The following is a 26,282-nucleotide window of genomic DNA, read 5'->3' as shown; positions in this document are numbered from 1 at the left end:
GCATTGATTTAGAGGATGGATGAGGACAAAATATTGTGATTAGCGGACATGGAGAAGACGCTTGAAGTACTTATGGTCCTACGAACGAAGTATCCATAGTGTTCGCCTGATGGCTGATTTTGCCGCAGAGTTAGGAGTCAACCATCATCAGATTCTGAAAGGAACAGGCTTAGAACAACAGCAATTGCTTGATCCCAATACACTGGTGACAGGCCAGCAAGAATTACAACTGATCCGTAATCTGGTAGAGAAATTCGGACAACGGCCTTTGCTAGGGCTGGAAATCGGAACACGTTATCACTTTACGACTTTTGGCTCATTAGGACTTGCTTTGATCAGTAGTGCCAATATTCGTGAAGCTTTGAACTTTGCATTGGCCTATTTTCCCTTATCCTTTGCTTTTAGCCAGTTTGTGGTATCGGAACAAACCGAGACCCAAAGTATTCAAATTGAAATTGTGGTGGATGAAGGGATTCCAAAAACGTTATGGCCATTTATTATTGAACGAGATGTAGCTGCACTCATTACCGTGCAACGCGATTTAATGCAGGATCATCTCTGTCAAAAAGTAGTATTTTCTTTTCCGCTTCGGGGAGAAATGCAGCCTTATACCGCGCTATTTGGCGTTACCCCAGAATTTGGCGGATCAAAAAACCTTATTGTCCTAAACGCAGAAAAAATAGATCAGAAGTTGAGTATGGCCAATGAGCTGGTGTTACATGCTGCAGAAGAACAATGTCGACAGACGCTGGATAAACGACAATCACAAAAGAAATATACCCATCAGGTTCAGCAAGTATTGATGAATAGTAAAGGGCAAATCCCGTCTATGGAGGAAGTAGCGGATCGATTGCACTTAAATTCACGTACCTTGCGCCGTTATTTGTCCCAAGAGCAGGTGACATTTCTCCAGATCAGGGAAGAGGTTCGAAAAATTCTTGCAGACTATTATTTGTCTTTAACCCAAACCTCCATCGAGCAAATTTCTGAATGGTTAGGCTATGCAGAGCCTGCCAGTTTCATTCATGCCTACAAACGCTGGTATGGCAACACCCCACATGCAACCCGATTAAAAAATAAAGTATAGAAATTTACAGTCTATTGATCTATAAAAGGAGTTGGTTGTTTTTTCAGCCTGCTGAATGGAATCAGTTTAGATTTAAATCTGGATAACAAAAATATTTTAATACGTAATTTTTAATAAAACGGTCAGTCTATGCTTTTAGAACACGATTTAAGTCCATCGGAGTTTACGCTTTTTTCCGAAATACTTTGGAAATTAGGCGCGCAAAAAGGACAGGAAAGCTTACGCGAAACGATCATTGCAGATATTGCAACCTTGTTACGTGCTGATTTTGCAGCATCTTATATCTGGGATGCCAAACATCATTTATCCAGAAAAGGGATCATGTGGCAGATTGATCCCAAAGCCATCACAGAATATGACCAAATCTGGCAATATGATGATCCGATCACAACCCAACTTCGACAGCGACAACATCCAACCTTTGTTCATGAAATCATTTCTCTTTCCGCGCTCAAGAAAACCGATTATTACAATGAGTTTTTACAACCTTATGGTTTGTATCACGGTCTGAATGTTTACTTCGTTCGAAATGGCATGGATATCGGAGACTTACGTATCTGGCGTGCCAAAGATTCAATCATGTTCAGTGAGCGGGAGAAAAGGATCCTTAATTTACTGGAACCTTATCTGACCCAAGCCTTAGCAATGGATTTATCCATTCAATATTTTTTAACTCCACGCGAGCAGGAGGTTGCAACGTTAGTGGCGAAAGGATTAAGCGATAAGTACGTTGCCAACTTACTTGATATTGGCTTCACCACGGTCAGAACTCATCTTAAAAACGCCATGCAAAAAATGGGTTGCCATAATCGTACCGAAATGGCACGGCTCATCCATTGTTAATTCACTCCTCAATTTTGAGGATATCCCCGGAATTTACAACTGTACTAAATTAGCAAAACAATTGCTTAAATGGATTTTAAGTCACTATGCTAAACATGAATGAAAAAGTAAATTCGGATCAAATCATTCACCTGAATAAAGCCACCATTGGCGAAATTACCCGTCTGGTACAAGAGCGGAAAGTCACTTGCGAACAACTCGTCCACCATTATTTTGACAACATTGAAAAGCAGCAAGCCTTAAATGCTTTTATTCGGACGGATAAAGCAGCAGCTATTCAACAAGCACAATTTTGGGATCAATCAATCCGTGAGGGCCATGCTTGTCCTGCCTTGATCGGGGTCTTGCTTGCCGTAAAGGATAATATTCATGTCGCAGGTTTTCCGAATACAGCGGGAACACCAGCCTTGGCAGATTTCAGACCCAAAACCACAGCACCAGTGATTCAGGCCCTGACTGATCAAGGGGCGATTATTGTTGGTAAAGCTCATATGCATGAATTGGCATTTGGTGTGACAGGTTATAACACCGCAATGCATATTGACGGTGTAATCGGCACGCGTAATGTGGTTAATCCTTCACATATTGCAGGCGGTTCTTCTTCTGGCAGTGCCGTTGCAGTTGCCGCAGGAATGGTGCCAATTGCCATCGGAACCGATACAGGCGCATCTGTCCGATTACCGAGTGCCTTAAATGGTTGTATTGGCTTTCGTCCAACAGTTGGACGCTATGCTCAAGCAGATATCACCCCGATTTCGCATACACGTGATACAGCAGGGCCTATGGCGCATTGTATGGCTGATATTATTCTGATTGATCAGTTAATTGCACCTTCGGCTCAGTCTATTGAATTGTCTACACGACCGATCAGGCTCGGAATCAATGCCTATTTTTGGGAGAATCTGGATGAAGATGTTCATGAACAGGCACATACAGCGCTACAACTGTTAAAAACCGCAGCTATCGAAATTATTCCCGTGGATATGCCAGATTTGGCTCAGCTCAACCAGAGTATTTCATTTCCTTTGGTGATTTATGAAGGTAAATATGACCTGATTGCGTATTTAAAACATCATGAGATCGAGCTGAGTCTGGAAGCTTTGGTTGAGCAGATTTCCAGTCCAGATGTAAAACATATTTTCCAACAAAATATATTGCCTGAAATGATCATGGACGAAACGGGGCAATCTGTACCCGTTCAACCTTTTTATCAAAAAGCGATTCAGGAAGCTCAGCCACAACTGCTAGCGCTCTATCAAACTACCTTTGAGAATCATCAACTTGATGCTTTGATTTTTCCAACCTCGCCAATTGTGGCACCACTTGTGGATGAGCAGGTTAGCTCCATTGAACTTTTCCAAACACTGATTCGTAATACCGATCCGGGCAGTAATATTGGCTTACCAGGGCTTAGTTTACCCATTGGTCTAGGGAAAAAATCACAACTTCCTGTGGCACTGGAAATCGATGGCTTACCTCATACGGACCAGCAACTTCTGGCAATTGGACAAGCGCTGGAACAGATTTTTAGCAGCTTAAATGATCGCTAACATAACTTCATTTTCAATACATCGCCCGTTTAATTGAAGGTGGGTTTTGTATTACTAAAAATAAGCACTGATAGCGTTGTGGCTCAATCGATAAGTGAAAAGGATACAAATTGAAATGGCAAATCCCCAGGTGCAAAACTAGTATTAGACTGACTTTATAAAAAAATTGGTTTAAGTTTATTTTATGTTTTTAAAGAAAATTTTAGCTGTTTGTATCGTAAGTAGCCTATTTGCAATGAGTGGCTGTCAAAAAAACGAGCAACATTCCAAAGAAAAAACTGAAGATGTGAATCAATCTGGTTTAAAACTGGATGCAGCACAGATGATGGCGCACCTAAATGCTTTTGAACACATTGCCAAACAGCATGGTGGCAATCGTGCAGTGGGTACGCAAGGCGGTTTAGCGAGTGCGGATTACATTTTAGATCAAGCCAAGAAAGCAGGTTTTAGTACAGAGGTTCAGACTTTCGAAAATCGTGAAAAGACCAAAGGCCAGAATATTATTGTGGAGATTCCAGGTGAATCAAAACAAAATATTATTTTACTAGGGGCGCATTATGACTCGGTCAAAATGGGACCTGGTATAAATGACAATGCTTCTGGTGTCGCCTTATTACTTGAGTTGATGACACAATTGTCGACTCAAAAAATAAAGCCTAAACATACTATTTATCTGGCATTCTGGGATTCAGAAGAAGTGGGAATCGCAGGCTCTCAAGCTTATGTGAAAAAACTGACTGCCGAGCAATTAAAAGCGATTAAAGCCTATATCAACTTGGATATGGTTGGCACCAAAGACCCTGAAATCTTGATTGCAGATGGTGATAAATCCTCTGTAGACGAGATGGAGAAAATGTTAAAAGAACGTGGCATGCAGGAACAGGACTATAAGCCTTTACTCGATGGTTTACGCAGTCTTCCAAGCCATAGCGGTGACTTAGCCTTAGAGAATACGCTCAAAGAATTTTTTAAAACTAAGAATCTAAAAATTAAAGAAGATGTCTCCACCTTAACCGCAAGCGATACGGCTCCGTTTTTAGGTAAAGTTCCAGTGACTGCTGTCATCTTGTTTAATGAACAAATGAAAGGGGACGAGCTTGAGTTCGCACCGTGCTATCACAAAGCATGTGACACCATTGAACAGGTTGATCCAAAGTCAATGCAACTGGCAGGTGATGCTGTCATTCATTTATTGAAATCACTCGATAAAAATTAAATTTGAGTATGTTGTACGTAATAAAAAAGGAAATCATATGATTTCCTTTTTTATATAGATGTTCGTATTTCTATTTAATTTTAGCTTGTCGCTGTGCGATATATTTTTCGTTAAAGAAGCCACCAAAAGGAATAAACGCCAGAATAAATAAACGAAGCAATTCAGCTTTTGACCATACCGCAGCCGTGCTGATCAAATTCCACAAATAGAAAAGAAATGCCACGCCGTGGATTGGCCCCATAATTTTGGTAGCAACAGGCAGGTCAAATGCATATTTAACAGGAATCGCAACGGCAAATAGAAGTAATAAAGTCACAGCCTCAAGAATGGAAGCCAAACGTAAACGTTGCAATTTTTGGGTGGTAGCACTCATAACATCGTCTCAGGAGATTAATAAAACCATAAAAATGACTGAAGCATATCATCTTTATCGCTCATCACCTTGAGAGACTAGGTAACAGACTTGAAAGATAAGCATATTTAAGCAATTAACTGTATTGAGCTAAGTGATAAATTTTAAGCGGACTGGTTGATATCCTTATTTTTATACAATCAATTTCAATATCTTATGTAAATTATCAGTGTGCAAGCATGATTCATAAAATTCTTTCATGGATTGATGTTATGCAACTTGTTGCATAACATCAATTGTCCCGATATGATCAGGTGAAGTCAAAATCAGGCGTTGATGATTTAAATGGCTTGATGAACGTATTGAAATAAAAATTTATCTTAAAAAGGGCATATTTCATGTCAAACATTCCAGAAGTACTCAAGCACTTAAGACTTCCTGTTATTGGATCTCCATTATTTATCATTAGCACACCTCAACTGGTGCTTGCTCAATGTAAAGCTGGAATCGTTGGCTCCATGCCTGCGCTAAATGCACGTCCAGCAGAAAAGCTGGAGGAATGGTTAAAAGAAATTACAGACGGAATTGCAGAACATAATGCCTTACACCCAGACCGTCCCGCAGCGCCATTTGCAATTAACCAGATTGTGCATAAAAGTAATAATCGTCTCGAACATGACATGGAACTGATTGTTAAATACAAAGTTCCGATTGTGATTACCTCTTTGGGTGCTCGAACTGAAATTAATGACGCAACGCATAGTTATGGCGGCGTAGTCTTACATGATGTGATTAATAATCGCTTTGCCCAAAAAGCCATAGAAAAAGGTGCTGATGGCTTAATTGCAGTAGCCGCAGGTGCAGGTGGACATGCAGGCGTAAAGAGCCCATTTCCATTAATTCAGGAAATCCGAGAATGGTTTGATGGGCCTTTAGCTTTATCTGGAGCAATTTCTACAGGGGATGCGATTTTGGCAGCGCAAGCGATGGGTGCTGATTTTGGTTATATTGGCTCGGCATTTATCGCAACTCATGAAGCCAATGCAACGGATGCTTATAAACAGGCCATCGTTGATCATAATTCAGATGAAATTGTCTATTCCAACTTATTTACTGGCGTACATGGCAACTATTTAGCACCAAGTATTCGTGCAGCAGGGCTTGATCCAGCCAATTTGCCCGAAGGTAATTTGAAGGACATGGATTTTAGTACTTCCAGTGAAGATGGCACACAGCATAAAGTGAAAGCATGGCGAGACATCTGGGGATGTGGGCAAGGCCTAAATGCGGTGAAAGCAACCACATCGGTTGCCGAGCTGGTTGATCGTCTTGAAAGAGAATATCGAGCAGCTAGACAACGTTTAATGCTGAATAATATTTAATTAAAGAAAGAGCTAAAAGCAATACTTTTAGCTCTTTTCAAAACCAGATTATTTTTTCACGATTAATGCCAGCTTGCCGACATGTTGTCCCTGATTTAAGAGTTCATGGGCCTGACGAGCCTGCTCCAGATCAAAAGATTGATAAAGCAAAGGCTTGATTTGTCCTTTGGAAATTAAAGGCCAAACTTTTTCCTGTAAGGCAGACATGACTTCCGCTTTGGCTTCGGATGATTGTGAGCGTAAAATCGCGCCTGTATGCGTGAGGCGTTTTGCTAACATCGGAAAAATATTAAGATTCTGCGCGAGACCTTTTAATACACCAATTTGTAAAATGGTGCCATTCATCGCGGCAACGTCATAATTTCGCTGAATATAATCACCTGCAATAATGTCTAGTACGAAGTCTACGCCTTTACCATCGGTATGTTTCTTGACTTCTTCAACAAAGTCATTTTCGTGATAATTAATGGCAACATCCGCACCAAGTTCTAGACTGGCTTTTTGATGTGCTTCACTAGAAACCGTAGTAAAAATTTGTGTGGCGCCAAATGCTCGGGTCAACATGGTTGCCGTCGTGCCAATACCAGAAGTACCGCCATGAATTAAAATCGAACTATTCGGGCGAAATTTGGCATGCTGGAATAAGTGCGACCAAACTGTCATAAAGGTCTCAAGTAAAATACCGCCTTCCACCAAAGTCAGTCCTTCGGGAAGAAAAAGTACATTATCTTGATGAGCGACAACATATTCAGCATAGCCACCGCCAGGGACGAGGGCGCATACTTCATCACCCGCTTTAAATTTGCTGACAGATTTTCCCACCTGTTTCACAATGCCTGAAACTTCCAGTCCCGGAATATCAGTCACCCCAGGCGGAGGTGCATATAAACCCTGACGTTGCATCACATCTGGGCCATTGATACCAGCGGCAACCACTTCGATTAATATTCCTTCATCACTCAATTCCGGCATTGGTCTTTCACTGACCGTAATGACTTCCGGGCCACCCGCACCGTTAAACGTAATACATTTCATGAGACTGTACCTTATTCGATATTTTATAAATTTGCGTAAAATCGCAGTGGTAGAATGAGAATAGAAAACTGCCACTGCATGGAGTTCAATTAAACATCAGATTTTTTCTTGCCTAATGTGACGGCGAGTGCCAGTTCCATAAATTTGCCAAACGGAGCATGTAACAGGCTTGGAAAATTCCAGCGTCCTTGATCAAAAACACCTTTGGCATGACTCATGGAGCGGAATCCTTCAATGCCATGATAAGCGCCCATACCGCTTGGTCCGACACCGCCAAATGGCAAGTCATCTTGAGCAACATGAATGATGGTATTGTTGATACCGACATTGCCTGATGTGGTTCGTCTCAGCAGTTTTTTACAATCCGCATCTTTTTCACCAAAATAATATAGGGCGAGTGGGCGATCCCGCTGATTAATATAGTCAATCACTTCATCGATATGACGATAGGTTCTTACGGGTAGTATTGGCCCGAAGATTTCTTGTTGCATAATGGCATCATCGTCCCGCGCATCAACCACCAAAGTAGGGGCTAGGGTACGAATACGCTCCGAAGCTGATTCGGGTTTTGTGCCCATTTCAAGCACACGGGCGCCGCGCTTACGAGCCTCATCCAGCAAGCCTTGCAAACGTGCATAGTGACGTTCACTCACGATAGAACTGTAATCCTGACAATCTGGTCCATCTGGATAAAAACGTGTTACCGTCTCATTGAACTGCTGGATAAAGTCTTCCAGATCATCTTCATGGATCAATGCATAATCAGGCGCAACACATGTCTGTCCGCTATTAGACAATTTCCCATAAGCAATACTGGTCATCGTCCGACGATTTACATGTCCGCGGGCGACAATCACCGGACTTTTACCACCGAGCTCAAGCGTCAGCGGGACAAGATGATCACTAGCAGCCTTCATCACTTTACGACCAACAGGCGTACTGCCTGTAAATAATAAATGATCAAAAGGCAAAGCACTGAAAGCAGCTCCAACTTCAGGCCCGCCTAAAATCACGGCAACCTCCTCAATAGGAAAAGTTGCTGTAAGCATACGGTGCATCACATCACTGGTACGTGGTGTCAGTTCTGAAGGTTTAAGCATGGCCCGATTACCCGCTGCCAATGCAGTCGCGAGCGGGATAAGCGTCAATGAAATAGGATAGTTCCAAGGTGACATCACGCCAATGATGCCTTTGGGCTGATATTCCACATGGGCTTTTGCAGCTCGATAAAACAGGCTGACATGACGGCGTTCAGCCTTCATGAATCGGCGTAAATGACGTGAGAGATAATCAATCGACTGTACAATCCCAACCAGTTCCATAACATCCGTTTCGTGTGCTGAACGATGTCCAAAATCTTCACTGACCGCGGTTTGTAATTCAGTACGATAGGCAAGCACAGCAGCGCGTAGCTTCGCCAGATTGGCTTTGCGTTGTGCCAGACTTGGCGCTTCCGCGGCCAGAAAAGCCTGACGTTGCTGTTTCAATATTTCAGATGCATTGTCCACATGACTGATATCGTTAAATGTGTTCATCTTCAACCTCATGAATTTTGGCAGACAGGCTGCCGACATGTGGATATTGGCTAGACTTAGAGCTGTTGAAACGCTATGCCTGCATGCTTGGTCAAACGTTGAATAAACCGATCATCAAACATGGTTGCAGGTGTCCAGAAACCACCGGCACGGCCCGTATTTTTAGCTTCTTTAACATGATCAATTGCAAGACTTAAGGCAGCTTGTCCCAACATTTTTCCAGTAGAGCCATAGCCTGGATCACGATCACCTGTGACTTTGATTTTGAGGGTTTGACCTGCTTCGGTTTTGCCGATAAAACGTAAATCAAAACGTCCTGTGCGCTGCTGTTCTGGGGTAGGGCCTTCGCCTGGTTTTGGCAACATATAACGTTCCATCAGCTGGCTCACAGGTTTACTCACTGCGGCGAGCATGAAGACACCTAAGCCAGAAACCACGCCTAAAGCTTTGAAACGTCCTTTTAAACCTTCGCCAGTTAAAATGGCTTCGTTATAGCTAAAGTTGCTGCCATAGGCATTGCCTGACAATGCGTTAGAACGATGCACAACACGTTCATTGACTGCTGCCATCACGAATGGCGCAATCCAAGCATTAAAATCTGAATCGAATTTCGCAGTTTTAATATAAATTTGTCGTTGGCTATTGCCATGATCAGGCGGGCAAAGCACATAAGGATTGACCAGATCTTTACGTAGTGCAGGATCAGCCGCCGCTTCCTGAATCACATTAATAAGACTCGCAACTGTGCCACCTGACGCGCCACCTTTTAAGGTCTTGACCCGCATGCTGACTTGCGTTGCAGGTGCATTGAACTGTTTTTGAGCCTGTTGCTGTAAGTAATAAACTCCCATATCCGATGGAACTGAATCAAAACCACAACAATGCACAATGCGTGCGCCTGATTGCTGGGCTTGAGATTCGTATTTCTCGATCATTTTTTTGATCCATTGTGTTTCGCCCGTCAGATCACAATAATCTGTACCATTGGTTACACAGGCCTGAATCAAGGGTTCGCCATATAAAGCGTAAGGGCCAACCGTTGAAACCACCACACGCGTCTGTGCGCACAATGCGTTTAGCTCAGCTTGATTGCTTGCATCGGCGATCAGGATCGGCAAAGATTCTCCCAAAGTACCTAAACTACTTTTAAGGTCTTGTAGTTTTTGTTGAGAGCGGCCCGCAATTGCCCAGCTCAGTTGTTCCTGTTGGGTCGAAAAATATTCTGCCAGATATCGGGTCAGAATTTGCCCAACAAAACTGGTGGCACCGAATACAACAAGATCATAATTGGTTTGTGTCATTGTTTATTTTCCTTCATTTTAAGTGGTTTAATATTTAAAGTGGTTTCGGTAAATTGAGCACAACTTGAGCATCTTCTACCACATCCAGACGAAGAATTCTGGATGCTCCCAACTCATCCAGTAACTGGCTTAAAGGCCCGCCATGACGAAGCAACTTGACCTTTTTCGGTAATAATTGCTGTGCCAATGAAAGGGGATTAGATTGCACCAGTGTTTTATGCCATTTGCCATCAACTTGATGAAGCATCGTCGCTTCAGTCATTCGAGATTCAGATTTCACATGCTGTAAAGCAGGTGTCACTGCGGTCAGGCTTAAATCGATCTTGCCTGTGGTATCTGTCAAATTTGCATGAATTTGATCGGGATGAATCTCGACATTAATTTCGGTGAGCCATTTCGGCAGTTGATAGCCATATACGCCACGAACGCGTGCAATCTCGGTATCGACAGGCAATGCCAATACATGGGCATAAAAATGACGTTGTCGAATCGAATTGGCCAGCTCTAAAGCATGTGAGCCATGAGCCTCTGGTTTACGCACAACAATTGCAACCGAGACTTCGTTATATGGATCATTATCGCAAACAGAATAGCGGAAGAAGGTTAATGCAACCAAGCCATAACCAGGTAAAGCGCGTAAAGGTTGCAAAGGCGCAGGTAGCTTTTTCTTGAGTAATTTCAACGGTGCCAACATCAATATTTGCACACTACTGCTGCGATAATAAAAATTAGGTGCCCAGACAGGGCCAACTCTCGATTCGACTAGCTTCTTTGGAATCTTACGGAAAAAATCGATATTTCCTGCAGCAGGATCTTGAGCAACTTCATCAAGGTTCGGGTTCATTCTAAAACGATCATAGTAGCCACCTTTAGGAACGCTAACCTTTTGTTGTCCAAACTCAACTTCAGTAAACTGTTTATTGCTGTTCATATGGGTTAACCTTTAATTGATCAAGTTATTCAAAATGCCTGTATAAGAATCTATGCATTTGTCATCTGAGATCACTATAAGATTAAAGCTAACTTTAAAGTCAAGCCCTAAAATTTCTGTTTCGGAAAACGGGCGCTGTATTCGTTGAAAGTATGTAAACAGAATAGACAATCAAATATTTTTAAATCTTTAATAAAACATTGAATTTCAATAGCTCATCTTCGATTTTGTCTTTTATTTCTAAATTATAAAATTACATTTTTATTATCAGAATGGGACTAAACCCGTTGACCTTAAAGTGAACTTTAACCTTAGTATAGAGTGGCTATCCATACAGATAGTTTTAAAAAATGTGATTTTACCGACATGAATTACAACATAGATCATGACTCGACAGTGTAAATCTTACACAGGAGAAACAAAGATGGCGTACGTTACGACAAAAGATGGTGTAGAAATTTTTTATAAGGACTGGGGTCCACGAGATGCACAGGTCCTCTTTTTCCATCATGGCTGGCCACTGAGCTCAGATGATTGGGATGCCCAGTTACTTTTTTTCTTAAACGAAGGTTTCCGTGTCGTCGCACATGATCGTCGTGGGCATGGCCGTTCCAGTCAGGTTTGGGATGGACATGATATGGATCATTATGCTGATGATGTCGCTGCGGTAGTACAACATCTCAGGATTAAGAATGCCATTCATATCGGACATTCAACAGGAGGTGGGGAAGTAGCACATTACATCGCGCGTCATGGCGAAGAAAATGTTGCCAAAGCCGTGCTGGTGAGTGCAGTGCCCCCCATTATGGTAAAAACACCGAATAATCCTGACGGCTTACCGAAAGAAGTGTTTGATGACCTGCAAAACCAGTTATTCAAGAATAGATCGCAATTTTATTACGATTTGCCTGCTGGTCCTTTCTATGGTTTTAATCGTCCCGATGCAAAACCATCTGAGCCTGTGATCTGGAACTGGTGGCGACAAGGCATGATGGGCGGTGCCAAAGCACATTACGATGGCATCGTGGCGTTTTCCCAAACCGATTTTACTGAAGATTTAAAAAAGATTTCAGTGCCTGTGCTGGTGATGCATGGCGATGATGATCAGGTGGTTCCTTATGAAAATTCGGGCGCATTGTCAGCCAAGCTAGTACAAAACGGTACTTTAAAAACGTATAAAGGTTTCTCACATGGAATGCTTACCGTAAACGCGGATGTGATTAATCCAGATTTACTGGCATTTATCCGACAATAATCAATTTTACTCAACACAATCAAAATAGAGGCCTGCGTGCCTCTATTTTTTTATTACCTAATTAACTGAATCTAAAAAATATTTATAAAAAATATATTATTCCATTTGATAAAACTATTGACATTAAAGTTGGCTTTAATCTTAAAGTAAATCCATACTCAATGAGGTCACAAAAATGAAAGTATTTGAAAAACTGGTTTTCCCGAATGGTTCTGATATTCCCAACCGCATTGCAAAAGCGGCAATGGAAGAAAATATGGCAGATATCAATCATGCGCCGTCGGAAGAACTGATGCGTTTATATCAGGCATGGGCGGATGGTGGTGTCGGTTTAATCATTACCGGTAATGTGATGGTGGATCGCCGTGCAATGACAGGGCCTGGCGGTGTGGTACTTGAAGATGAACAACATCTGGACACCTTTAAGCGTTGGGCACAAATCGGTCGTTCTAAAGGCGCACAAGTCTGGTTACAGATCAATCATCCTGGGCGTCAGATGCAATCAAATTTAGGTCAGGATACTTGGGCACCTTCAGCCGTTGCTCTAGATTTAGGCAAAATGTCAGATCGTTTTAATACGCCAATTGAAATGGATCAGGCCATGATTCAGGAAGTGATAGACCGCTTTGCCAATACTGCACGTCTAGGAGAGAAAGCAGGCTTTACAGGTGTTGAAATCCACGCAGCACATGGTTATTTACTCAGCCAGTTCCTTTCACCACTCAGCAATAAACGTCAGGATCAGTGGGGCGGTTCTCTGGAAAATCGGGCGCGTATCCTGATCGAAATAGTTAAAGCAGTGCGTGCTGTGGTTTCTGAGACATTTACTGTTGCAGTAAAACTCAATTCAGCAGATTTCCAGCGCGGTGGTTTTAGTGCGGAAGATGCACAGCAAGTGGTGCAGATGCTAAATGGATTAGCAGTCGATCTGGTCGAGCTGTCTGGTGGTAGCTATGAAGCACCTGCCATGCAAGGACAGGCACGCGATGGTCGTACCTTGGCACGTGAAGCTTATTTTCTGGAATTTGCTCAGGAGATCCGCAAAGTAGCCAAGATGCCAGTGATGGTAACGGGGGGAATTCGCCGTAAACAGGTGGCGGAACAAGTGATTGAAAGCGGTGTCGATATGGTCGGGATAGCGACTGCGTTGGCAATCGAACCAAATTTACCTCATCAATGGCAGCAAGGGCAGAACACAGCACCTGAGTTACAGCCCATCCATTGGAAAAATAAAACGCTGGCTTCTTTGGCAAATATGGCCACAGTGAAATTTCAGTTGCGTAAATTGAGTCTTGGAAAACACCCGAATCCAAAAGTTTCTCCACTTTGGGCATTGATTCTGCAACAAGCTGCGATGGCACGCCGTACCCGTCTTTATAAAAACCAGATGCGTCATTATGCCTAAGCATATTAAACAGCAGCAGAGCTTCTAAACTTTTTATAGTTTGAATCATGAAGCAACAGCCAATGGCAGCACATCTGTCATTGGCTTTTTTATTGAGAGCTTTTTTGCAATCTACGATCAGACTATTAGACTTCAACCCAATGTTCTAAAACCCTACACAAGCAAATAAGATGGATACTTAGGCTTAAAACTAAAAAGAAATAATTGACCAAAGACGAGAATTTTCTATTTTTAAAACGACAAACATTTTAGTTGAAATAAAAAAACACCCGCTTTCAATCTGAAAACGGGTGCTGGTCATATAATCAACTTACTTTTTATGCTTGCTGACCTGATCCAGCGCAGGATAAGGAACCGGCATATTCAGGGCTAATTGAGCATCTTTGACCACATCGAGACGCAAGATCTTCTCCGTGCCTAAATCATTCAGAAGTTTCGTCAATGGCCCGCCACTACGAACCAGTTGCACGTCCTTTGGAAATAACTTTTGTCCAAATGCCAATGTATTTGATTCTACAGAAGTGCTGTGCCATTTACCGTCAACCAGTTGATACATGGTCTTGGTTTCAATTCTTGATTGTGGCTTCACTGTTTTAATTTTTGGCAAAGCTGCGGTTAGACTTAAATCAGGTTGACCATCTGTATTAAAAATCTGAGCCTGTAGTTTTTGACTACCGATATTCAGATCAATCGGTGTGAGCCATTTCGGTAACTGGTAGCCATAAACACCGCGAACACGGGCAATTTCCGTATCGACAGGTAAGGCCAGTACATAACCATAATATTTATGCTTGCGCATTGAGCTTAATAATTCAGTGCTATTGAAATGATGTGCACCAGGCTGACGAACCACAATGGTAACAGAAACTTCATCGTATGGATCGACATCACCCACAGCATAGGAAAAGAAGGTTAGAGAAACTAAACCATAACCCGGGAAAGGTTGTAAGGGTTCCAGCGGTGCAGGTAACTTGGTCTTTAATTTTGCGATTGGGGCAAGCATCAACAATTGTACATTGCTGGTACGGTAATAGAAATTTGGTGACCAGACTTTACCCACGCGTGTATCCACCAGCTTTTTAGGAATAGTACGGAAATAATCAATATTTCCAGCGGCTGGATCTTTTGCCACTTCATCTAAATCAGGATTCATACGAAAACGATCGTAATAACCACCTTTAGGCACATTGACTTTATAAGGACCAAATTCAACAACAGTGGTTTGCGCTGTGTTCTGTGAGGTATGGGGTTGATTTGCGAGCTGATTTGGTTCAGTTGCATAAGTTGCAGTGCTGAGCAATATACTTGCTGCCATTGCCGAGATTGAACGACTGAAATGACGTTGATTGAAGTTCATGAGATTCCTCCTGTTAACCTTTTAAGATGCTAAGATTAAAGCTCACTTTAAGGTCAAGCATTTTTTGAAGGCTTTCACTCATTCAATGCATGAGAACAATGAATCAATAGGGAAATATAAATCTCATTGAGAAATATCTATTTGTTTAATAAAAAAGCCAGATTGTTAAGATCTGGCTTTAATGGCATTTTTTATTTTAAAGTACTGAGACGTTTGACCACAGCTTCCGCAATTTCTTTACTCGACTGTGGATTTTGTCCTGTAATAATGCGGTCATCCACAACCACATAAGACGTAAATGGTACCCACGCACGCTTATAATGTGCGCCGCGTTGTATCAGTCCATCTTGCAATGAGAAAGGCACTTGCGATTTGATGCCTGAGAGTGTTTCCTCAATATTGGCAAATCCTGTTACAGTTCGACCTGCAATCAATGCTTTGCCATGATCGTCCTGAAGCGACAATAAACCTCCTACACCATGACAAACAGCGGATACCACACCACCTTGCTGGTAAATCTGCTCACTGATCTTTTTAAGACCCTCATTTTTGGGGAAATCCCACATGGTGCCGTGACCACCCGTATAATAAATGGCCTTGTAACGAGATGGATCAATCGCAGCAGGTGCAAGTGTATTATTTAAACGCTGCATAAATTTAGGATCGGCGAGGTGTGCTTTAGCTGATTTATCTAGATAAATGGGCTTTAGGCTGCGTTCATCTAAAGGAACAGCGCCACCTTGTGGACTAACGAAATCCATGTCATAGCCAGCAGCTTGTGCAATATCATAAAAATGGGTCAGTTCAGTCAACCATAAGCCCGTATGGTCTGAACGAGAAGGGTAAGCGGCGTGGTTGGTCATCACCACCAAAATTTTGCCTAAGGATTTCGTTTGTACATTTTGTACAGATTCAGCCGCTAAGGCCGAGTTAACCGAAAAGATCAGCATAAAAATACTGATCAACCACTTTTGAAGATTCCAACGTTGCAACATGACAGGTTCCTCATTCATCACCTGTCAATAATCCTATGCTTAAAGTAAGGTTTAAGGTCAATAGCTTTTGATCAGTTTCGGATGAGGAAAGAACGATAAAAGAGGGTGCCGATTATTTTTCAGTGCTGTCATTGCTATAGTAAAGATTGAGCAAACGCTGCGCATTTTCTGCACAGGTGATTTCATCTGGCTTGTTATTAATTGCAGTAATCATCACTCGAAGATTCTGTTTGCTCATTGCCAGTTTCTGCTCTAAGTCTTCAATATCCTTGATTTTACTTTCCAGAAGATTAATCAGAACATCATGATCCCAAGAGCTAACATTTGATGGTAGAAAAGCCTTGATCTCGGTCAAAGAGAAACCGACTTGTTGTGCTTGCTGAATCACAAATAATTGTTTGAGGTCATTTTCGCTATATTCACGATAACCATTCGATTTGCGCTTTGCTTTCGGTAACAGTTTAATCTGCTCATAATAACGAATCGTTGGAGTGGTTAAACCACTACGTTTCGATAATTCACTGATATTCATTTTACCGATTTCCTCTTGACATTAAAGCTAACTTTAGACTTATAGTGAGACAAAAGCAAGACTAAAAATAACGTTAAAAGCTGAGGTGAAAAATGTCTAAACGTATCCTGCATGTGGTGACCAATGTTGCCCAATATGAAAAAGTTGATCGTCCAACAGGTCTATGGCTAGGGGAATTGACCCATGCCTATGACGAGTTTGAAAAGCATCATTATATTCAAGATATTGTGAGCCCATTAGGCGGTCATTCTCCGATTGAACCTAAATCACTGGAGCGTTTCGTGGCTGACGCTTCTGTTTTAAAACGCAAAAATGATTCTGCATTTATGCAATTACTGGAAACAACCAAGAAACCTGCCGAGATTAATTGGCAAGATTACGATGCGATTTATTACACGGGTGGACATGGTGTGATGTGGGACTTTTTAGATAATCCTGAGCTGCAACAGATCACCAAGAATATTTATGAAAAAGGTGGCATCGTTGCCAGTGTCTGTCATGGTTATTGTGGATTACTCAATGTTCAGCTTTCAAACGGACAATACTTGATTGCAGGTAAAAAGCTGACTGGCTTTGCGTGGTGCGAAGAGGTATTGGCTGGTGTGGCAAAAAAAGTGCCCTATAACGCAGAACAACTCGCAAAAGAGCGGGGTGCAGATTATGAAAAGAAATTGATTCCTTTTATGCCGAATGTCGTTCGAGATGGCAACTTGATTACGGGACAAAATCCATTTTCAGCGCGTGTGACTGCACTGGCAATGATTGAAGCTTTAGAGCAAGTTTAGACAAACTGCATGGAGTGAACTGCAAAATCCTTAAAGTAAGTTAACAATGAAGATTAAACGTTTAATTGATGGAAAAATAACTTGAATTTGTTTACAAAATTACAAATGTAAACGATAATTATTATCAATTAAGCAACATTTTTTAATTGAATGAAATACTCCCTTAACTTCACCAAGAAACGGACATCACGTCTTGGTGAATCAAATCTAAATAAGCCACTTGCACAGGGCCTTGTATTTAAACCGTTGTTGTTGGCGACTGCGATTGCTTTGTCCATGAATTTAATCTCTGGACAAAGCTTTGCAGAACAGCCATTAACCAATGCCGAGAGTACAACTGTATTATCAAATAAATCGCTCCAAACTAATGCCCAAAACCAGATTTATCAGATGACACCGATTGTTGTGCAGGCAGAAAAAGACGATACCATTCAGTTTGGTCAGAGCGTATTAAACCAGAAAGCCATTGATCGTTATCAAGCGAATAATGTCGCTCAATTGCTCGATCATATGCCAAGTGTAGGATCTGCGGGTTCTCCAAGACCAGGTGGGCAAACCATTAATATTTTAGGAATGGGCGGCGTTGAGGATGTTCCGATTACGCTGGATGACTCGGTCAAAAGTTTTGATAAATATCGACAAGGTTCGGTGTTTATTGAGCCTGAAATTTTAAAGAAAATCACGGTCGATAAAGGGCCTCATAATGTTGAGGTTGGCAATGGCGGTTTTGGCGGTAAAGTGACCTTAGAAACCAAAGATGCGACAGATCTGCTTGATGACAATAAAAAAGTGGGGGCTTTTTTAAAATATTCACGCTTTTCCAATAACCAGCAAAATACCTATACTGGTGCTGTCTATGGTCAAAGTCAAAATGGTCTGGTCGATGGCATGTTTTATTACACCAATCGTGATAGTGGTGATGTGACACGTCCAGATGGCACAAAATTTTTATATTCGGCCCAAGAACAAAATACCTATTTGGCCAAGCTGAATTTTCATCCTACCGATAGTCAGAAAATCACCCTCAATGCCATGCGAAGTGGACACGATGGTTGGGAACCCTTTGCAGCTATGCGTGATCAGGATGCTGTGCCAACCGAAGCTGATATTAAGAAATATGGCTATGAAGAGGCATGGAAACGCCGACTGGTTTATCGTGACCAGAAAGATACCAGCTATTCGTTTGGATATGAGTTAAACCCTGCGTCCAATCCCTATGTCAACCTCAAGGCCACAGCCTCATATTCTAAGACAGATCAACATGACCAGCGCTTACCGAGCGTAAATGGATCAGCATCAACCTTAGGCAATGAAAGCTGGGTCACTTATACCAATACGGCTTTTAAACTGAGCAATATCAGTGATTTTGATACCGAATATGGTACGCACAAATTAAAGGTCGGTGCGCAATATCAAAAGATGGAACAGAACTCTTTGATTTACGATAAAACCAATTCGAAAAAGCCAGATTATAATTTTGGTTATTATGAACCGAATTATATGCCCGCTGGGGATCAGCAAATGCTGAGTGCCTTTGTGGAAGATCAATATCAGATTCATAATGTTACCATTACACCTTCAATTCGCTATGATCATATTACCAACACGGGCAAGCCCAACCGTGCGTCAAGGTATAATGATCCGGAAGCAGGGCATGATTATTCCAGTAAAACCTACACAGGCTGGTCACCTCGTTTAGCACTGGCTTGGAAGCAGGCAGATTATCTAACCTGGTTTGCCAATATCAGTAAAACCTGGCGTGCGCCCCGTGTGGATGAACAATATTATGTGCAATCCGCGATCACATCTGTACCTTCAACCAGTCGTTATTTATTGCCTGAAAAAATGCTCGCGCTTCGCTTAGGCAATGAAATGAACTTCGATAATGTATTTGCAGAGGACGACCATTTACAAGTTCGCCTGACCTATCATCGTAATCGCGGATCTGATGAAATCTTCCGTAATCGCTCGACGTTCTGTAAAGCACAAGCTGAAAATAATGCCAACGGCGGCAATGGCAGTATCGATGACTGCAATGGAAAATATCACCACGGTTTTTATCGTAATGTGAACGATTATACGATCAAAGCCTATGAAGCGGAGATTTTCTATAACCAGCCAATGTGGTTTACAGGTTTAACTTATTCTTATATTCGCGGACAACGGGATAATTCCCCAGTCAATCCATGGTTTGACCAAAAGACCTGGATGACGGATATTCCACCGAGAAAAGCCACAGCTACTTTGGGCGTGAATGTGCCTGAGCATCACCTGACAATGGGATGGCGCGGGATTTTTGTGGCTGCACAAGATCGTAGTCTCTCGGACAACGATAAATCTATCGCCGCCTCTTCATTTTCATTACCGAAAACCAAAGGCTATTCATTGCATGGCGTTTATGTGGATTGGCAACCCATTGGAGAGAAAGGGCCTACCTTAAATATGTCGATTGATAATCTATTTAATCGAGACTATAAAATGTATCTAGGTGAATATATGACGGGTACAGGCCGAGATTATAAACTCAGTATTTCCCAGAAGTTCTAGTTAAATCTAAGAATAAAGCTAAATAAATAAGTGATATGTGCAGTGCTTTAGTCAGAAGAAAGCGCTGTACATATCAGATAAGATGACTTCTGACTCAAAACGATCAATTAACTAAAAAGCCAGTTGGTGCTCTTTGCATCAAAATGATTGTATTTTTAGTGGATATATCTATCAAATTTCATGTATTTAATATAAAAAAAGATAAAGCATACTTCTATCTTGACTTTTGTTAATGATAATTATTATCATTTAAGCACACCTTGTTTGAGTCAGATCATTGTGAACAGAACCTCTCTGCTTATAGATGAATTATATAAAAACCATCGTGGCTGGCTTCACCAATGGTTGAGGCAAAAACTTGGTAATAACGATCAAGCTGCTGATCTGGTTCAAGATACATTTATCAAACTTCTACAGACTCGCGATGAACTTTTAGGATTAAAAGAGCCACGTGCCTATCTTACGTCTGTCGCAAAAAATTTACTGATTGATCAGGTACGACGTAAACGTATTGAACAGGCTTATCTGGATGGCTTAAGCGAGATGGAATATATGCTGGATACTGTTGCCTCGCCAGAAGACCAGCTGCAAATTATTCAAGCGCTCGACCAGCTTTGTAAAGCCCTGGAAGATGTTTCTGCAAAGGCTCAACAGGCATTTATCCTGCATTATCTAGAAGGCTATACCCATAAAGAAACTGCCGCACAATTGGGCGTTTCAACCAAAATGATCCAGAAATATCTGGCAAGCTGTTTAATCCGTTGCTATCAAGCTCGATTAGATATGGATGTTAGTATCTGAATGACTATCGACAAACAAGATCATCATCAACTGGTCGAGGAAGCAGCATTATGGATTGTACAATTAAGTTCAGATGATGAGTCGACCAGAGAAAATGCACAATTAAAATTTAATCAGTGGAAACAGAACAGTCAACAGCATCAAAAAATTGCGGCAGATATCGAACAGTGTATCCGCTCGATTCAAAAAGTCTCTCAGACAGCGCCTCATAAAAAACTGGTCAAATCAGCACTTAAAGCAGGTTTGGGGTCTGCAAAAACCTACAAACATATCCGTGCGGGCAGTGCATTTGCTATCGCATTCGTTATCATCAGTGGAGGCTCTCTATATCTATCTGATACTTCTATTGCCTACCTGAGCGCTGATATTCAGAGTGATTCGGCGCAGTGGACAGCACAAACCTTACAAGATGGGACACGCTTGATTTTGCGTGGGAAGAGTGCAGTCAATATTGATTTTCAGGCAAAACAAAGGGTGGTTGAACTCGTTAAAGGGCAAATCTATGTGGATGTTGCTAAAGATGCGAAACGGCCGTTTTTAGTCAAAACCAAACATGGGCAGATTCAAGCACTAGGAACAGTATTTAGTGTGAACTATGATCCCGTTGCAACAGAGCTAAAAATGTTGCATTCACGAGTACGTGTAGAAGCGACAACAACGAATGGCTATTCAACCCAGCAGGTGATAGTCAATGCAGGGCAAGCTGTCAGTATGAATCAAAATGGCGTGCAATCACTGCCAGCACTCAATATTTATAATGAACAACAAAAATGGAATAAACATCAATTGATGGTTGAAAATTTACCACTTGATCAGGTATTACAGGAATTAGATCAAAATTATAAAGGTAAAATCCTGTTTAATGCCGAAGCATTGCACACTATTCAGGTGAATGCGGTGTTGCCATTAGATCAAACACAAGATGCACTTAAATTGTTGGCAACTGTATTCCCAAACTTAAAGGTATACCAAGTTACACCATATCTGATTGTTATTTCATTAAAAAAATAGAAAACAATCTCTATTTTTAGAGTCCCAATAAACGGATTTTAAAAATTTTTTAATTTTTTTTCAAATTAAGGTTCCACTTTTTTCAAAGCTGTTCGTCATAGTAAGTAGAAGCAATAAATTTGGATCATTTTATTTAAGAATATTGAATGATTCTTATTTCTATTTACTGGGGCGGCAAAATGAACAAAGTTGGAAAGGGTCAAATGCGAAATCGGAACTTATTTCGATTTTCAACACTCGCATTTGCGATACATACAGTTTGTATTGGTAGCTTAACTTTACCTTTACAACAGGCTTATGCGGAAACAGTGGGAATAAAAGCCTATGATATTCCAGCAGGAACCTTAGCCAATGTATTGAATCAATTTGCTGAACAATCTGGTACTGCTATTGCAATTGATGCCCAGCAATTAAAAGGACAATCCAGTGCTGGATTAAAAGGAAACTATGCAGTAGATCAAGGTTTCCAACATATTTTGGCCTCTTCAACATTTTATGCGGTAAGAGTGGGGCAAGGTTACACACTGGCGAAAAAAACCACGCAACCACCCCATATCGCCGCTGTTGCTACCAATACCGTAGTGAACAAGACAGCGACTACACAGGCTCAGCAAGATGAAGTTTCAGTTCGTTTGACCCCACTTGTCGTTTATGGGCAAGAAGATCGAGATACACAGGGCAGTAACAGGGTTTACGATGCCAATCGATCTTCCGTCTATGCAGGAAAAGATTATATTGAGCGCTTTAAAGGCACCAATCCAGCCGATGTCTTACAAGGTATGGTCGGCGTTTATAGCGGTGATGCCCGAAATAGTGGGGCATTGGATCCGAGTGTTCGTGGTGTACAAGGGGTAGGCCGTGTTCCTTTGACCATTGATGGGACTGAGCAGTCGATTGCGGTATGGCGCGGCTATAATGGTGTGAATAACCGAAATTATATCGACCCCAATCTAATTGCGGGCATAGAAGTCATTAAAGGACCATCGCTAGAAAGAAATACCACCACCTCAGTCGGCGGTGGTGTTGTAGTCAAAACTCTGGAAGCGGATGATATTGTTCGTCCAGGTAAAATATTTGGTGCCGAGCTAAAAGTTGAAGGTTCAACCAATTCAATCGATCCATCGCTTCCTGATATGAGCAAGGTCGGCAAAAATTATGACGATACAACGCCTTGGAACGATGTGAATGGTAAGAAGTATGACCCTGATATTTATAAAAAGAACCGCACCAGAGATGATAACTCTAACTTCTCAGGAGATGATTTAGCGGGTCGACTTGCGTTGGCAATGAAGCAGGATAAATTCGATTTATTGGCGGTTTATGCAGTACGTGAACGCGGTAACTATTTTTCAGGGACACATGGTGCAGGGTACTATAAACGGGCAGAACCAAGTGACAGTCTTGATTTTATTCCTTATTTTGCACACTCCTACAAGCCTGGCGATGAAGTACCGAACACTTCAAGTCAAATGGAATCGTGGTTATTCAAAGCCAATTATCGCCCAACTGATGAACAGGCACTGAAACTGACTTACCGAGACACCAAAAATAGATTTGGTGAAATCATGCCATCAAGGATTGAGTGGGGGTTAACGCCTGATATAGGTGTACCGCAATGGCCGCTCAGCAACATTCGTTCTAAAGCCTATAGTCTGGAATATAAATTTAAGCCCGAAAACATTCAGTGGGTCGATTTCTATGCCAATATTTGGCAAACCGATACCGAAAGTCAGACCTACACACGCGGCGGTTGGCCAACAACGATTGATTTTCGGGACAACCGTATTATCAATACAGCAATTAGCCATTCTGACAATCGACGTCAGGGAATTAGTATCAGTAATAAAGCACGATTAACGGACCAGCTCAATTTAACGCTGGGTGGAAGTTTCTTAAAAGAAAAACTGACCTCTGATGATATCTATGGTGAATATGGGCCGAGCTATTCTTTATATCAAGCCTTACCTCGCGCTGGCCGACGTGAAGAAAAAACCTTTGATTTTAATTTCAACTACAGTCCTGTTTCGTGGTTAAGTTTTGATGCAGGCATGCGCTATCGTTCATATTGGGCCTTTGATGATTTCTTGAATAAATCCCTGAGAGATGGGGTCGATCCTGCGTTAAATCCATTATTTACCAAGAAAAGTAAGCTGAAGGAATATAGTTTTGAATATCAAACCATGCCTGAAAGTTACGATGCTCAGCAGCAGCGTATGCTGGATCGGTTCACACAGCGCTATGCTGCTAAAAATCCCGATTGGGATGGCAAGTTAGAAAGCGTTCCTGCTTCAGAAAGCACTTTGTATAACCTTATTTGGTCACAGAAAAATACGCTCACCTGGAAGGCAGATGAAAATGGTCATTTAGCTTTGGCGGATAATGTATTAAATCGTCTGAATGCCTTAGGTCAAAAATATGTCATTACTGGCAGTGGCAATCTGAGTCCGGCAGTGATTGAACAGGTCCCGATTGAGTCAGCTCAGAAGGTAAGAGACAGTGGCTGGGCACCTCAGCTTGGGGCATCTATTCATTTAACTGACAATAATCGACTCTATGTCCGTTATGCAGAAGAGTATCGCTTACCCAGCTTATTTGAAAGCACAGTCGGTTTTTCTGCCATGATGCCATATCAAGCGATTAAACCCGAACATGCTTTTAATTATGAAGTGGGTTATGTCTATGACATGCGGGACTGGTTAAGCTCAGCGCGAAACGCCGATATTAAACTGGCGTATTACTACAATAAGACCAAAAATGTGATTGAGCGAAATCAAAATCTGATTTTCACCAATATGGATGAGCAAAAACTTTCAGGTTTAGAGTTGCAAAGCCGTTTTGATAATGGGGCTTTCTTTACCGATTTAAGTTTGGCTTATAGCCTCAAAAATGAAGTCTGCGACACCAATAGTGCCATTGATAAGATGATTAACAGTGGCACTGTACAAACTGAGCAAGGGGTTCAGTTCCGTGATGCTTATCAACGTTGTGTCGATGATGGTTTCCCCAATGGCTATCTTGTCACCATGTCGACACCAGAACTCAGTGCACATGCCTTGTTCGGTGCACGTTTCCTAGATGAAAGATTGGAACTGGGTGCCCGTGCAACTTTTTACAAAGGCTATGAAAGTCCACTACGTAAAAATAACGATGCGGGAATCAATAAAGGCTATTACCTCAACGTACCGCTGGCTTGGGATGACACCTGGATTTTTGATGCTTACGCACGCTATCAAGTCGACACCTATAACACGGTTGAATTTGTTGGAAATAACCTTTCAAACCAATTCTATATCGATCCTCTCACGCGGAGTGCAATGGCTGCACCAGGCCGCACACTGAAAGTCAGCTGGACAACTAAGTTTTAACACAGAATTTAATTTCCTCTTTTAAAAAAAGCGGAAATTAGATAAAGGTAAATAATAATATTGAATGATTATTATTTACAAAATCAAGGGCAGTTCAAAATCCAACTGCTCATACAACTAAATAGGTAACGATATCGTTATCTTTATTGAAACAATAACTTAGCTTTAGAAAAAATGGAGTAACAATAAATGAAAATCTCTCAACTGTTCATCGGTCTTGTTGCATGTTCTGCTGTATTTGCTCATGCAGGTATTGAAGGTGCTTCAAGTAATGAAGCAAATATCAAAGTCGGTGCGGCAGCCAATGCCAGTCATCCAGGTGGTGCAGCTGCAGTTTCAGTGCAGGCGGCAGGTGCGCCATACAACGCTTTTACAGGCTTTAGTTCACTCAAAGGTCTAGCACAAGCATTTGCTGCGCAAGGTACAAGTAATAGCAATGTTACTGTCGGTACCAAAACATTTAATATCTCTCATATTCCAGTATCGGCAATGCCACCTTCACACAGTGCCTTAGGTAATTTTAATTTTGGTCAAGTGGGTACACAGGAAGTTTATTTCGGTGAATGGTGGAAAGCAGGTGATACGCCTGCCAGTGCAAGCCATACCGTTTATTACGCGGGTGATAATACCAATACCACAGTACCAACCGCAGGTACTGCGACCTATACCGTTGCTGGGATTAATGGTTCAGCAAGCAATCTGTTAACTGGTAATTTCACTGCAAACTTTGGTGCAGGCACCTTGGAAGGTTCATTAACTGGAACAGGTACAACCGTTTCAAACTTAACACTTGATGGTGTGACATTTAATCCGGGCTCGGCTGCATTTAGCGGATTTGCAATCGCAAATGGTACCGCTGGATTAGATGATTCTGGTGCTGTTCAAGGTCATTTCTTTGGTGCAAATGCTGCTGCTTTAGCAGGTATCGCGAAATTTGACAATGTTTCTTATAACACTGCATTTGGTGGTGCGAAGAACTAATTATAGCGAAAGGAAT

At 41.8% G+C, this 26,282-nt stretch carries 21 protein-coding genes; 13 read left to right on the top strand and 8 right to left on the bottom strand.

Going from position 1 to position 26,282, the window contains the following annotated elements; translation table 11 throughout:
* The first annotated feature begins 61 nt into the window (after nucleotides 1-61).
* From IEV36_RS02395 to IEV36_RS02380, 4 genes are all read left to right on the top strand, one after another.
* On the top strand, nucleotides 62-1,087 hold the full coding sequence (locus tag IEV36_RS02395) for an AraC family transcriptional regulator (RefSeq protein ID WP_032863912.1): 1,026 nt from the start codon (nucleotides 62-64) through the stop codon (nucleotides 1,085-1,087).
* A gap of 129 nt (nucleotides 1,088-1,216) precedes the next feature.
* The gene (locus IEV36_RS02390) at nucleotides 1,217-1,930 is read left to right on the top strand and encodes a response regulator transcription factor (protein ID WP_005257752.1); all 714 of its coding nucleotides are present in this window, start codon (nucleotides 1,217-1,219) and stop codon (nucleotides 1,928-1,930) included.
* A gap of 86 nt (nucleotides 1,931-2,016) precedes the next feature.
* Nucleotides 2,017-3,480, top strand: coding sequence for an indoleacetamide hydrolase (gene iaaH / locus IEV36_RS02385; RefSeq protein WP_005257750.1), 1,464 nt, complete (start codon nucleotides 2,017-2,019; stop codon nucleotides 3,478-3,480).
* Between the two features lie 184 nt (nucleotides 3,481-3,664).
* Nucleotides 3,665-4,696 (top strand): M20/M25/M40 family metallo-hydrolase, encoded by a 1,032-nt coding sequence (locus IEV36_RS02380; protein WP_005257748.1) that lies wholly within the window; start codon nucleotides 3,665-3,667, stop codon nucleotides 4,694-4,696.
* Nucleotides 4,697-4,766: 70 nt separating this feature from the next.
* On the opposite strand, the gene IEV36_RS02375 is transcribed toward IEV36_RS02380, so the two are convergent.
* Nucleotides 4,767-5,069 (bottom strand): DUF3817 domain-containing protein, encoded by a 303-nt coding sequence (locus tag IEV36_RS02375; protein WP_005257747.1) that lies wholly within the window; start codon nucleotides 5,067-5,069, stop codon nucleotides 4,767-4,769.
* Between the two features lie 377 nt (nucleotides 5,070-5,446).
* On the opposite strand from IEV36_RS02375, the gene IEV36_RS02370 reads away from it, so the two are divergent.
* Complete coding sequence (locus IEV36_RS02370; RefSeq protein ID WP_005257745.1) at nucleotides 5,447-6,430, top strand: NAD(P)H-dependent flavin oxidoreductase; 984 nt, start codon at nucleotides 5,447-5,449, stop codon at nucleotides 6,428-6,430.
* Nucleotides 6,431-6,478: 48 nt separating this feature from the next.
* Here the strand turns inward: IEV36_RS02370 and IEV36_RS02365 are convergent, their stop codons facing one another.
* From IEV36_RS02365 to IEV36_RS02350, 4 genes are all read right to left on the bottom strand, one after another.
* Nucleotides 6,479-7,465, bottom strand: coding sequence for an NAD(P)H-quinone oxidoreductase (locus tag IEV36_RS02365; protein WP_005257743.1), 987 nt, complete (start codon nucleotides 7,463-7,465; stop codon nucleotides 6,479-6,481).
* Nucleotides 7,466-7,554: 89 nt separating this feature from the next.
* Entirely contained in the window at nucleotides 7,555-9,000 is a 1,446-nt protein-coding gene (locus tag IEV36_RS02360) for a coniferyl aldehyde dehydrogenase (RefSeq protein WP_005257742.1), read from the bottom strand.
* 56 nt (nucleotides 9,001-9,056) lie between these two features.
* A complete protein-coding gene (locus tag IEV36_RS02355; RefSeq protein ID WP_005257741.1) occupies nucleotides 9,057-10,301 on the bottom strand; it encodes a saccharopine dehydrogenase family protein in 1,245 nt (414 codons plus the stop codon).
* A gap of 34 nt (nucleotides 10,302-10,335) precedes the next feature.
* Complete coding sequence (locus IEV36_RS02350) at nucleotides 10,336-11,232, bottom strand: acetoacetate decarboxylase family protein (protein WP_005257740.1); 897 nt, start codon at nucleotides 11,230-11,232, stop codon at nucleotides 10,336-10,338.
* A gap of 424 nt (nucleotides 11,233-11,656) precedes the next feature.
* On the opposite strand from IEV36_RS02350, the gene IEV36_RS02345 reads away from it, so the two are divergent.
* The gene (locus IEV36_RS02345) at nucleotides 11,657-12,487 is read left to right on the top strand and encodes an alpha/beta fold hydrolase (RefSeq protein WP_005257739.1); all 831 of its coding nucleotides are present in this window, start codon (nucleotides 11,657-11,659) and stop codon (nucleotides 12,485-12,487) included.
* 175 nt (nucleotides 12,488-12,662) lie between these two features.
* Nucleotides 12,663-13,892 (top strand): NADH:flavin oxidoreductase/NADH oxidase family protein, encoded by a 1,230-nt coding sequence (locus tag IEV36_RS02340; protein WP_005257738.1) that lies wholly within the window; start codon nucleotides 12,663-12,665, stop codon nucleotides 13,890-13,892.
* Nucleotides 13,893-14,202: 310 nt separating this feature from the next.
* Here the strand turns inward: IEV36_RS02340 and IEV36_RS02335 are convergent, their stop codons facing one another.
* From IEV36_RS02335 to IEV36_RS02325, 3 genes are all read right to left on the bottom strand, one after another.
* Nucleotides 14,203-15,249 (bottom strand): acetoacetate decarboxylase family protein, encoded by a 1,047-nt coding sequence (locus IEV36_RS02335; RefSeq protein WP_005257735.1) that lies wholly within the window; start codon nucleotides 15,247-15,249, stop codon nucleotides 14,203-14,205.
* A 191-nt stretch (nucleotides 15,250-15,440) separates the two neighbouring features.
* Nucleotides 15,441-16,244, bottom strand: coding sequence for a type 1 glutamine amidotransferase domain-containing protein (locus IEV36_RS02330; protein WP_005257734.1), 804 nt, complete (start codon nucleotides 16,242-16,244; stop codon nucleotides 15,441-15,443).
* Nucleotides 16,245-16,356: 112 nt separating this feature from the next.
* Nucleotides 16,357-16,776 carry a MerR family transcriptional regulator gene (locus tag IEV36_RS02325; protein WP_005257733.1) on the bottom strand — a complete coding sequence of 140 codons (420 nt, stop codon included), beginning with the start codon at nucleotides 16,774-16,776 and terminating at the stop codon, nucleotides 16,357-16,359.
* A 92-nt stretch (nucleotides 16,777-16,868) separates the two neighbouring features.
* Between IEV36_RS02325 and IEV36_RS02320 the strand changes: the two genes are divergently transcribed.
* From IEV36_RS02320 to IEV36_RS02295, 6 genes are all read left to right on the top strand, one after another.
* Nucleotides 16,869-17,561: a type 1 glutamine amidotransferase domain-containing protein gene (locus tag IEV36_RS02320; RefSeq protein WP_005257730.1), complete on the top strand. Its 693-nt coding sequence runs from the start codon at nucleotides 16,869-16,871 to the stop codon at nucleotides 17,559-17,561.
* Nucleotides 17,562-17,711: 150 nt separating this feature from the next.
* Nucleotides 17,712-20,108: a TonB-dependent hemoglobin/transferrin/lactoferrin family receptor gene (locus tag IEV36_RS02315; protein WP_005257728.1), complete on the top strand. Its 2,397-nt coding sequence runs from the start codon at nucleotides 17,712-17,714 to the stop codon at nucleotides 20,106-20,108.
* A gap of 279 nt (nucleotides 20,109-20,387) precedes the next feature.
* Nucleotides 20,388-20,909 carry a sigma-70 family RNA polymerase sigma factor gene (locus IEV36_RS02310; protein ID WP_005257727.1) on the top strand — a complete coding sequence of 174 codons (522 nt, stop codon included), beginning with the start codon at nucleotides 20,388-20,390 and terminating at the stop codon, nucleotides 20,907-20,909.
* Nucleotides 20,910-21,920 carry a FecR family protein gene (locus IEV36_RS02305; RefSeq protein WP_005257726.1) on the top strand — a complete coding sequence of 337 codons (1,011 nt, stop codon included), beginning with the start codon at nucleotides 20,910-20,912 and terminating at the stop codon, nucleotides 21,918-21,920. It begins immediately after the preceding gene.
* 203 nt (nucleotides 21,921-22,123) lie between these two features.
* A complete protein-coding gene (gene hphR / locus IEV36_RS02300) occupies nucleotides 22,124-25,285 on the top strand; it encodes a hemophilin receptor HphR (protein ID WP_276530044.1) in 3,162 nt (1,053 codons plus the stop codon).
* A 189-nt stretch (nucleotides 25,286-25,474) separates the two neighbouring features.
* Complete coding sequence (locus IEV36_RS02295; RefSeq protein ID WP_005257724.1) at nucleotides 25,475-26,266, top strand: Slam-dependent surface lipoprotein; 792 nt, start codon at nucleotides 25,475-25,477, stop codon at nucleotides 26,264-26,266.
* The last annotated feature ends 16 nt before the right edge of the window (nucleotides 26,267-26,282 follow it).

This window comes from Acinetobacter vivianii, from assembly GCF_014635885.1.
Taxonomy (GTDB): Bacteria; Pseudomonadota; Gammaproteobacteria; order Pseudomonadales; family Moraxellaceae; genus Acinetobacter; species Acinetobacter vivianii.
This window is presented reverse-complemented; position numbering and strand designations above follow the sequence as displayed.

What these genes read in the sequence shown, in the direction of transcription:
- IEV36_RS02365 (WP_005257743.1), bottom strand. Translation starts at nt 7,465, where the DNA reads ATGAAATGTATTACGTTTAACGGTGCGGGTGGCCCGGAAGTCATTACG.
- IEV36_RS02345 (WP_005257739.1), top strand. Translation starts at nt 11,657, where the DNA reads ATGGCGTACGTTACGACAAAAGATGGTGTAGAAATTTTTTATAAGGAC.
- IEV36_RS02295 (WP_005257724.1), top strand. Translation starts at nt 25,475, where the DNA reads ATGAAAATCTCTCAACTGTTCATCGGTCTTGTTGCATGTTCTGCTGTA.
- IEV36_RS02380 (WP_005257748.1), top strand. Translation starts at nt 3,665, where the DNA reads ATGTTTTTAAAGAAAATTTTAGCTGTTTGTATCGTAAGTAGCCTATTT.
- IEV36_RS02305 (WP_005257726.1), top strand. Translation starts at nt 20,910, where the DNA reads ATGACTATCGACAAACAAGATCATCATCAACTGGTCGAGGAAGCAGCA.
- IEV36_RS02315 (WP_005257728.1), top strand. Translation starts at nt 17,712, where the DNA reads ATGAAATACTCCCTTAACTTCACCAAGAAACGGACATCACGTCTTGGT.
- IEV36_RS02325 (WP_005257733.1), bottom strand. Translation starts at nt 16,776, where the DNA reads ATGAATATCAGTGAATTATCGAAACGTAGTGGTTTAACCACTCCAACG.
- IEV36_RS02375 (WP_005257747.1), bottom strand. Translation starts at nt 5,069, where the DNA reads ATGAGTGCTACCACCCAAAAATTGCAACGTTTACGTTTGGCTTCCATT.
- IEV36_RS02330 (WP_005257734.1), bottom strand. Translation starts at nt 16,244, where the DNA reads ATGTTGCAACGTTGGAATCTTCAAAAGTGGTTGATCAGTATTTTTATG.
- IEV36_RS02360 (WP_005257742.1), bottom strand. Translation starts at nt 9,000, where the DNA reads ATGAACACATTTAACGATATCAGTCATGTGGACAATGCATCTGAAATA.
- IEV36_RS02390 (WP_005257752.1), top strand. Translation starts at nt 1,217, where the DNA reads ATGCTTTTAGAACACGATTTAAGTCCATCGGAGTTTACGCTTTTTTCC.
- IEV36_RS02320 (WP_005257730.1), top strand. Translation starts at nt 16,869, where the DNA reads ATGTCTAAACGTATCCTGCATGTGGTGACCAATGTTGCCCAATATGAA.
- IEV36_RS02355 (WP_005257741.1), bottom strand. Translation starts at nt 10,301, where the DNA reads ATGACACAAACCAATTATGATCTTGTTGTATTCGGTGCCACCAGTTTT.
- IEV36_RS02340 (WP_005257738.1), top strand. Translation starts at nt 12,663, where the DNA reads ATGAAAGTATTTGAAAAACTGGTTTTCCCGAATGGTTCTGATATTCCC.
- IEV36_RS02335 (WP_005257735.1), bottom strand. Translation starts at nt 15,249, where the DNA reads ATGAACTTCAATCAACGTCATTTCAGTCGTTCAATCTCGGCAATGGCA.
- hphR (WP_276530044.1), top strand. Translation starts at nt 22,124, where the DNA reads ATGCGAAATCGGAACTTATTTCGATTTTCAACACTCGCATTTGCGATA.
- IEV36_RS02350 (WP_005257740.1), bottom strand. Translation starts at nt 11,232, where the DNA reads ATGAACAGCAATAAACAGTTTACTGAAGTTGAGTTTGGACAACAAAAG.
- IEV36_RS02370 (WP_005257745.1), top strand. Translation starts at nt 5,447, where the DNA reads ATGTCAAACATTCCAGAAGTACTCAAGCACTTAAGACTTCCTGTTATT.
- iaaH (WP_005257750.1), top strand. Translation starts at nt 2,017, where the DNA reads ATGCTAAACATGAATGAAAAAGTAAATTCGGATCAAATCATTCACCTG.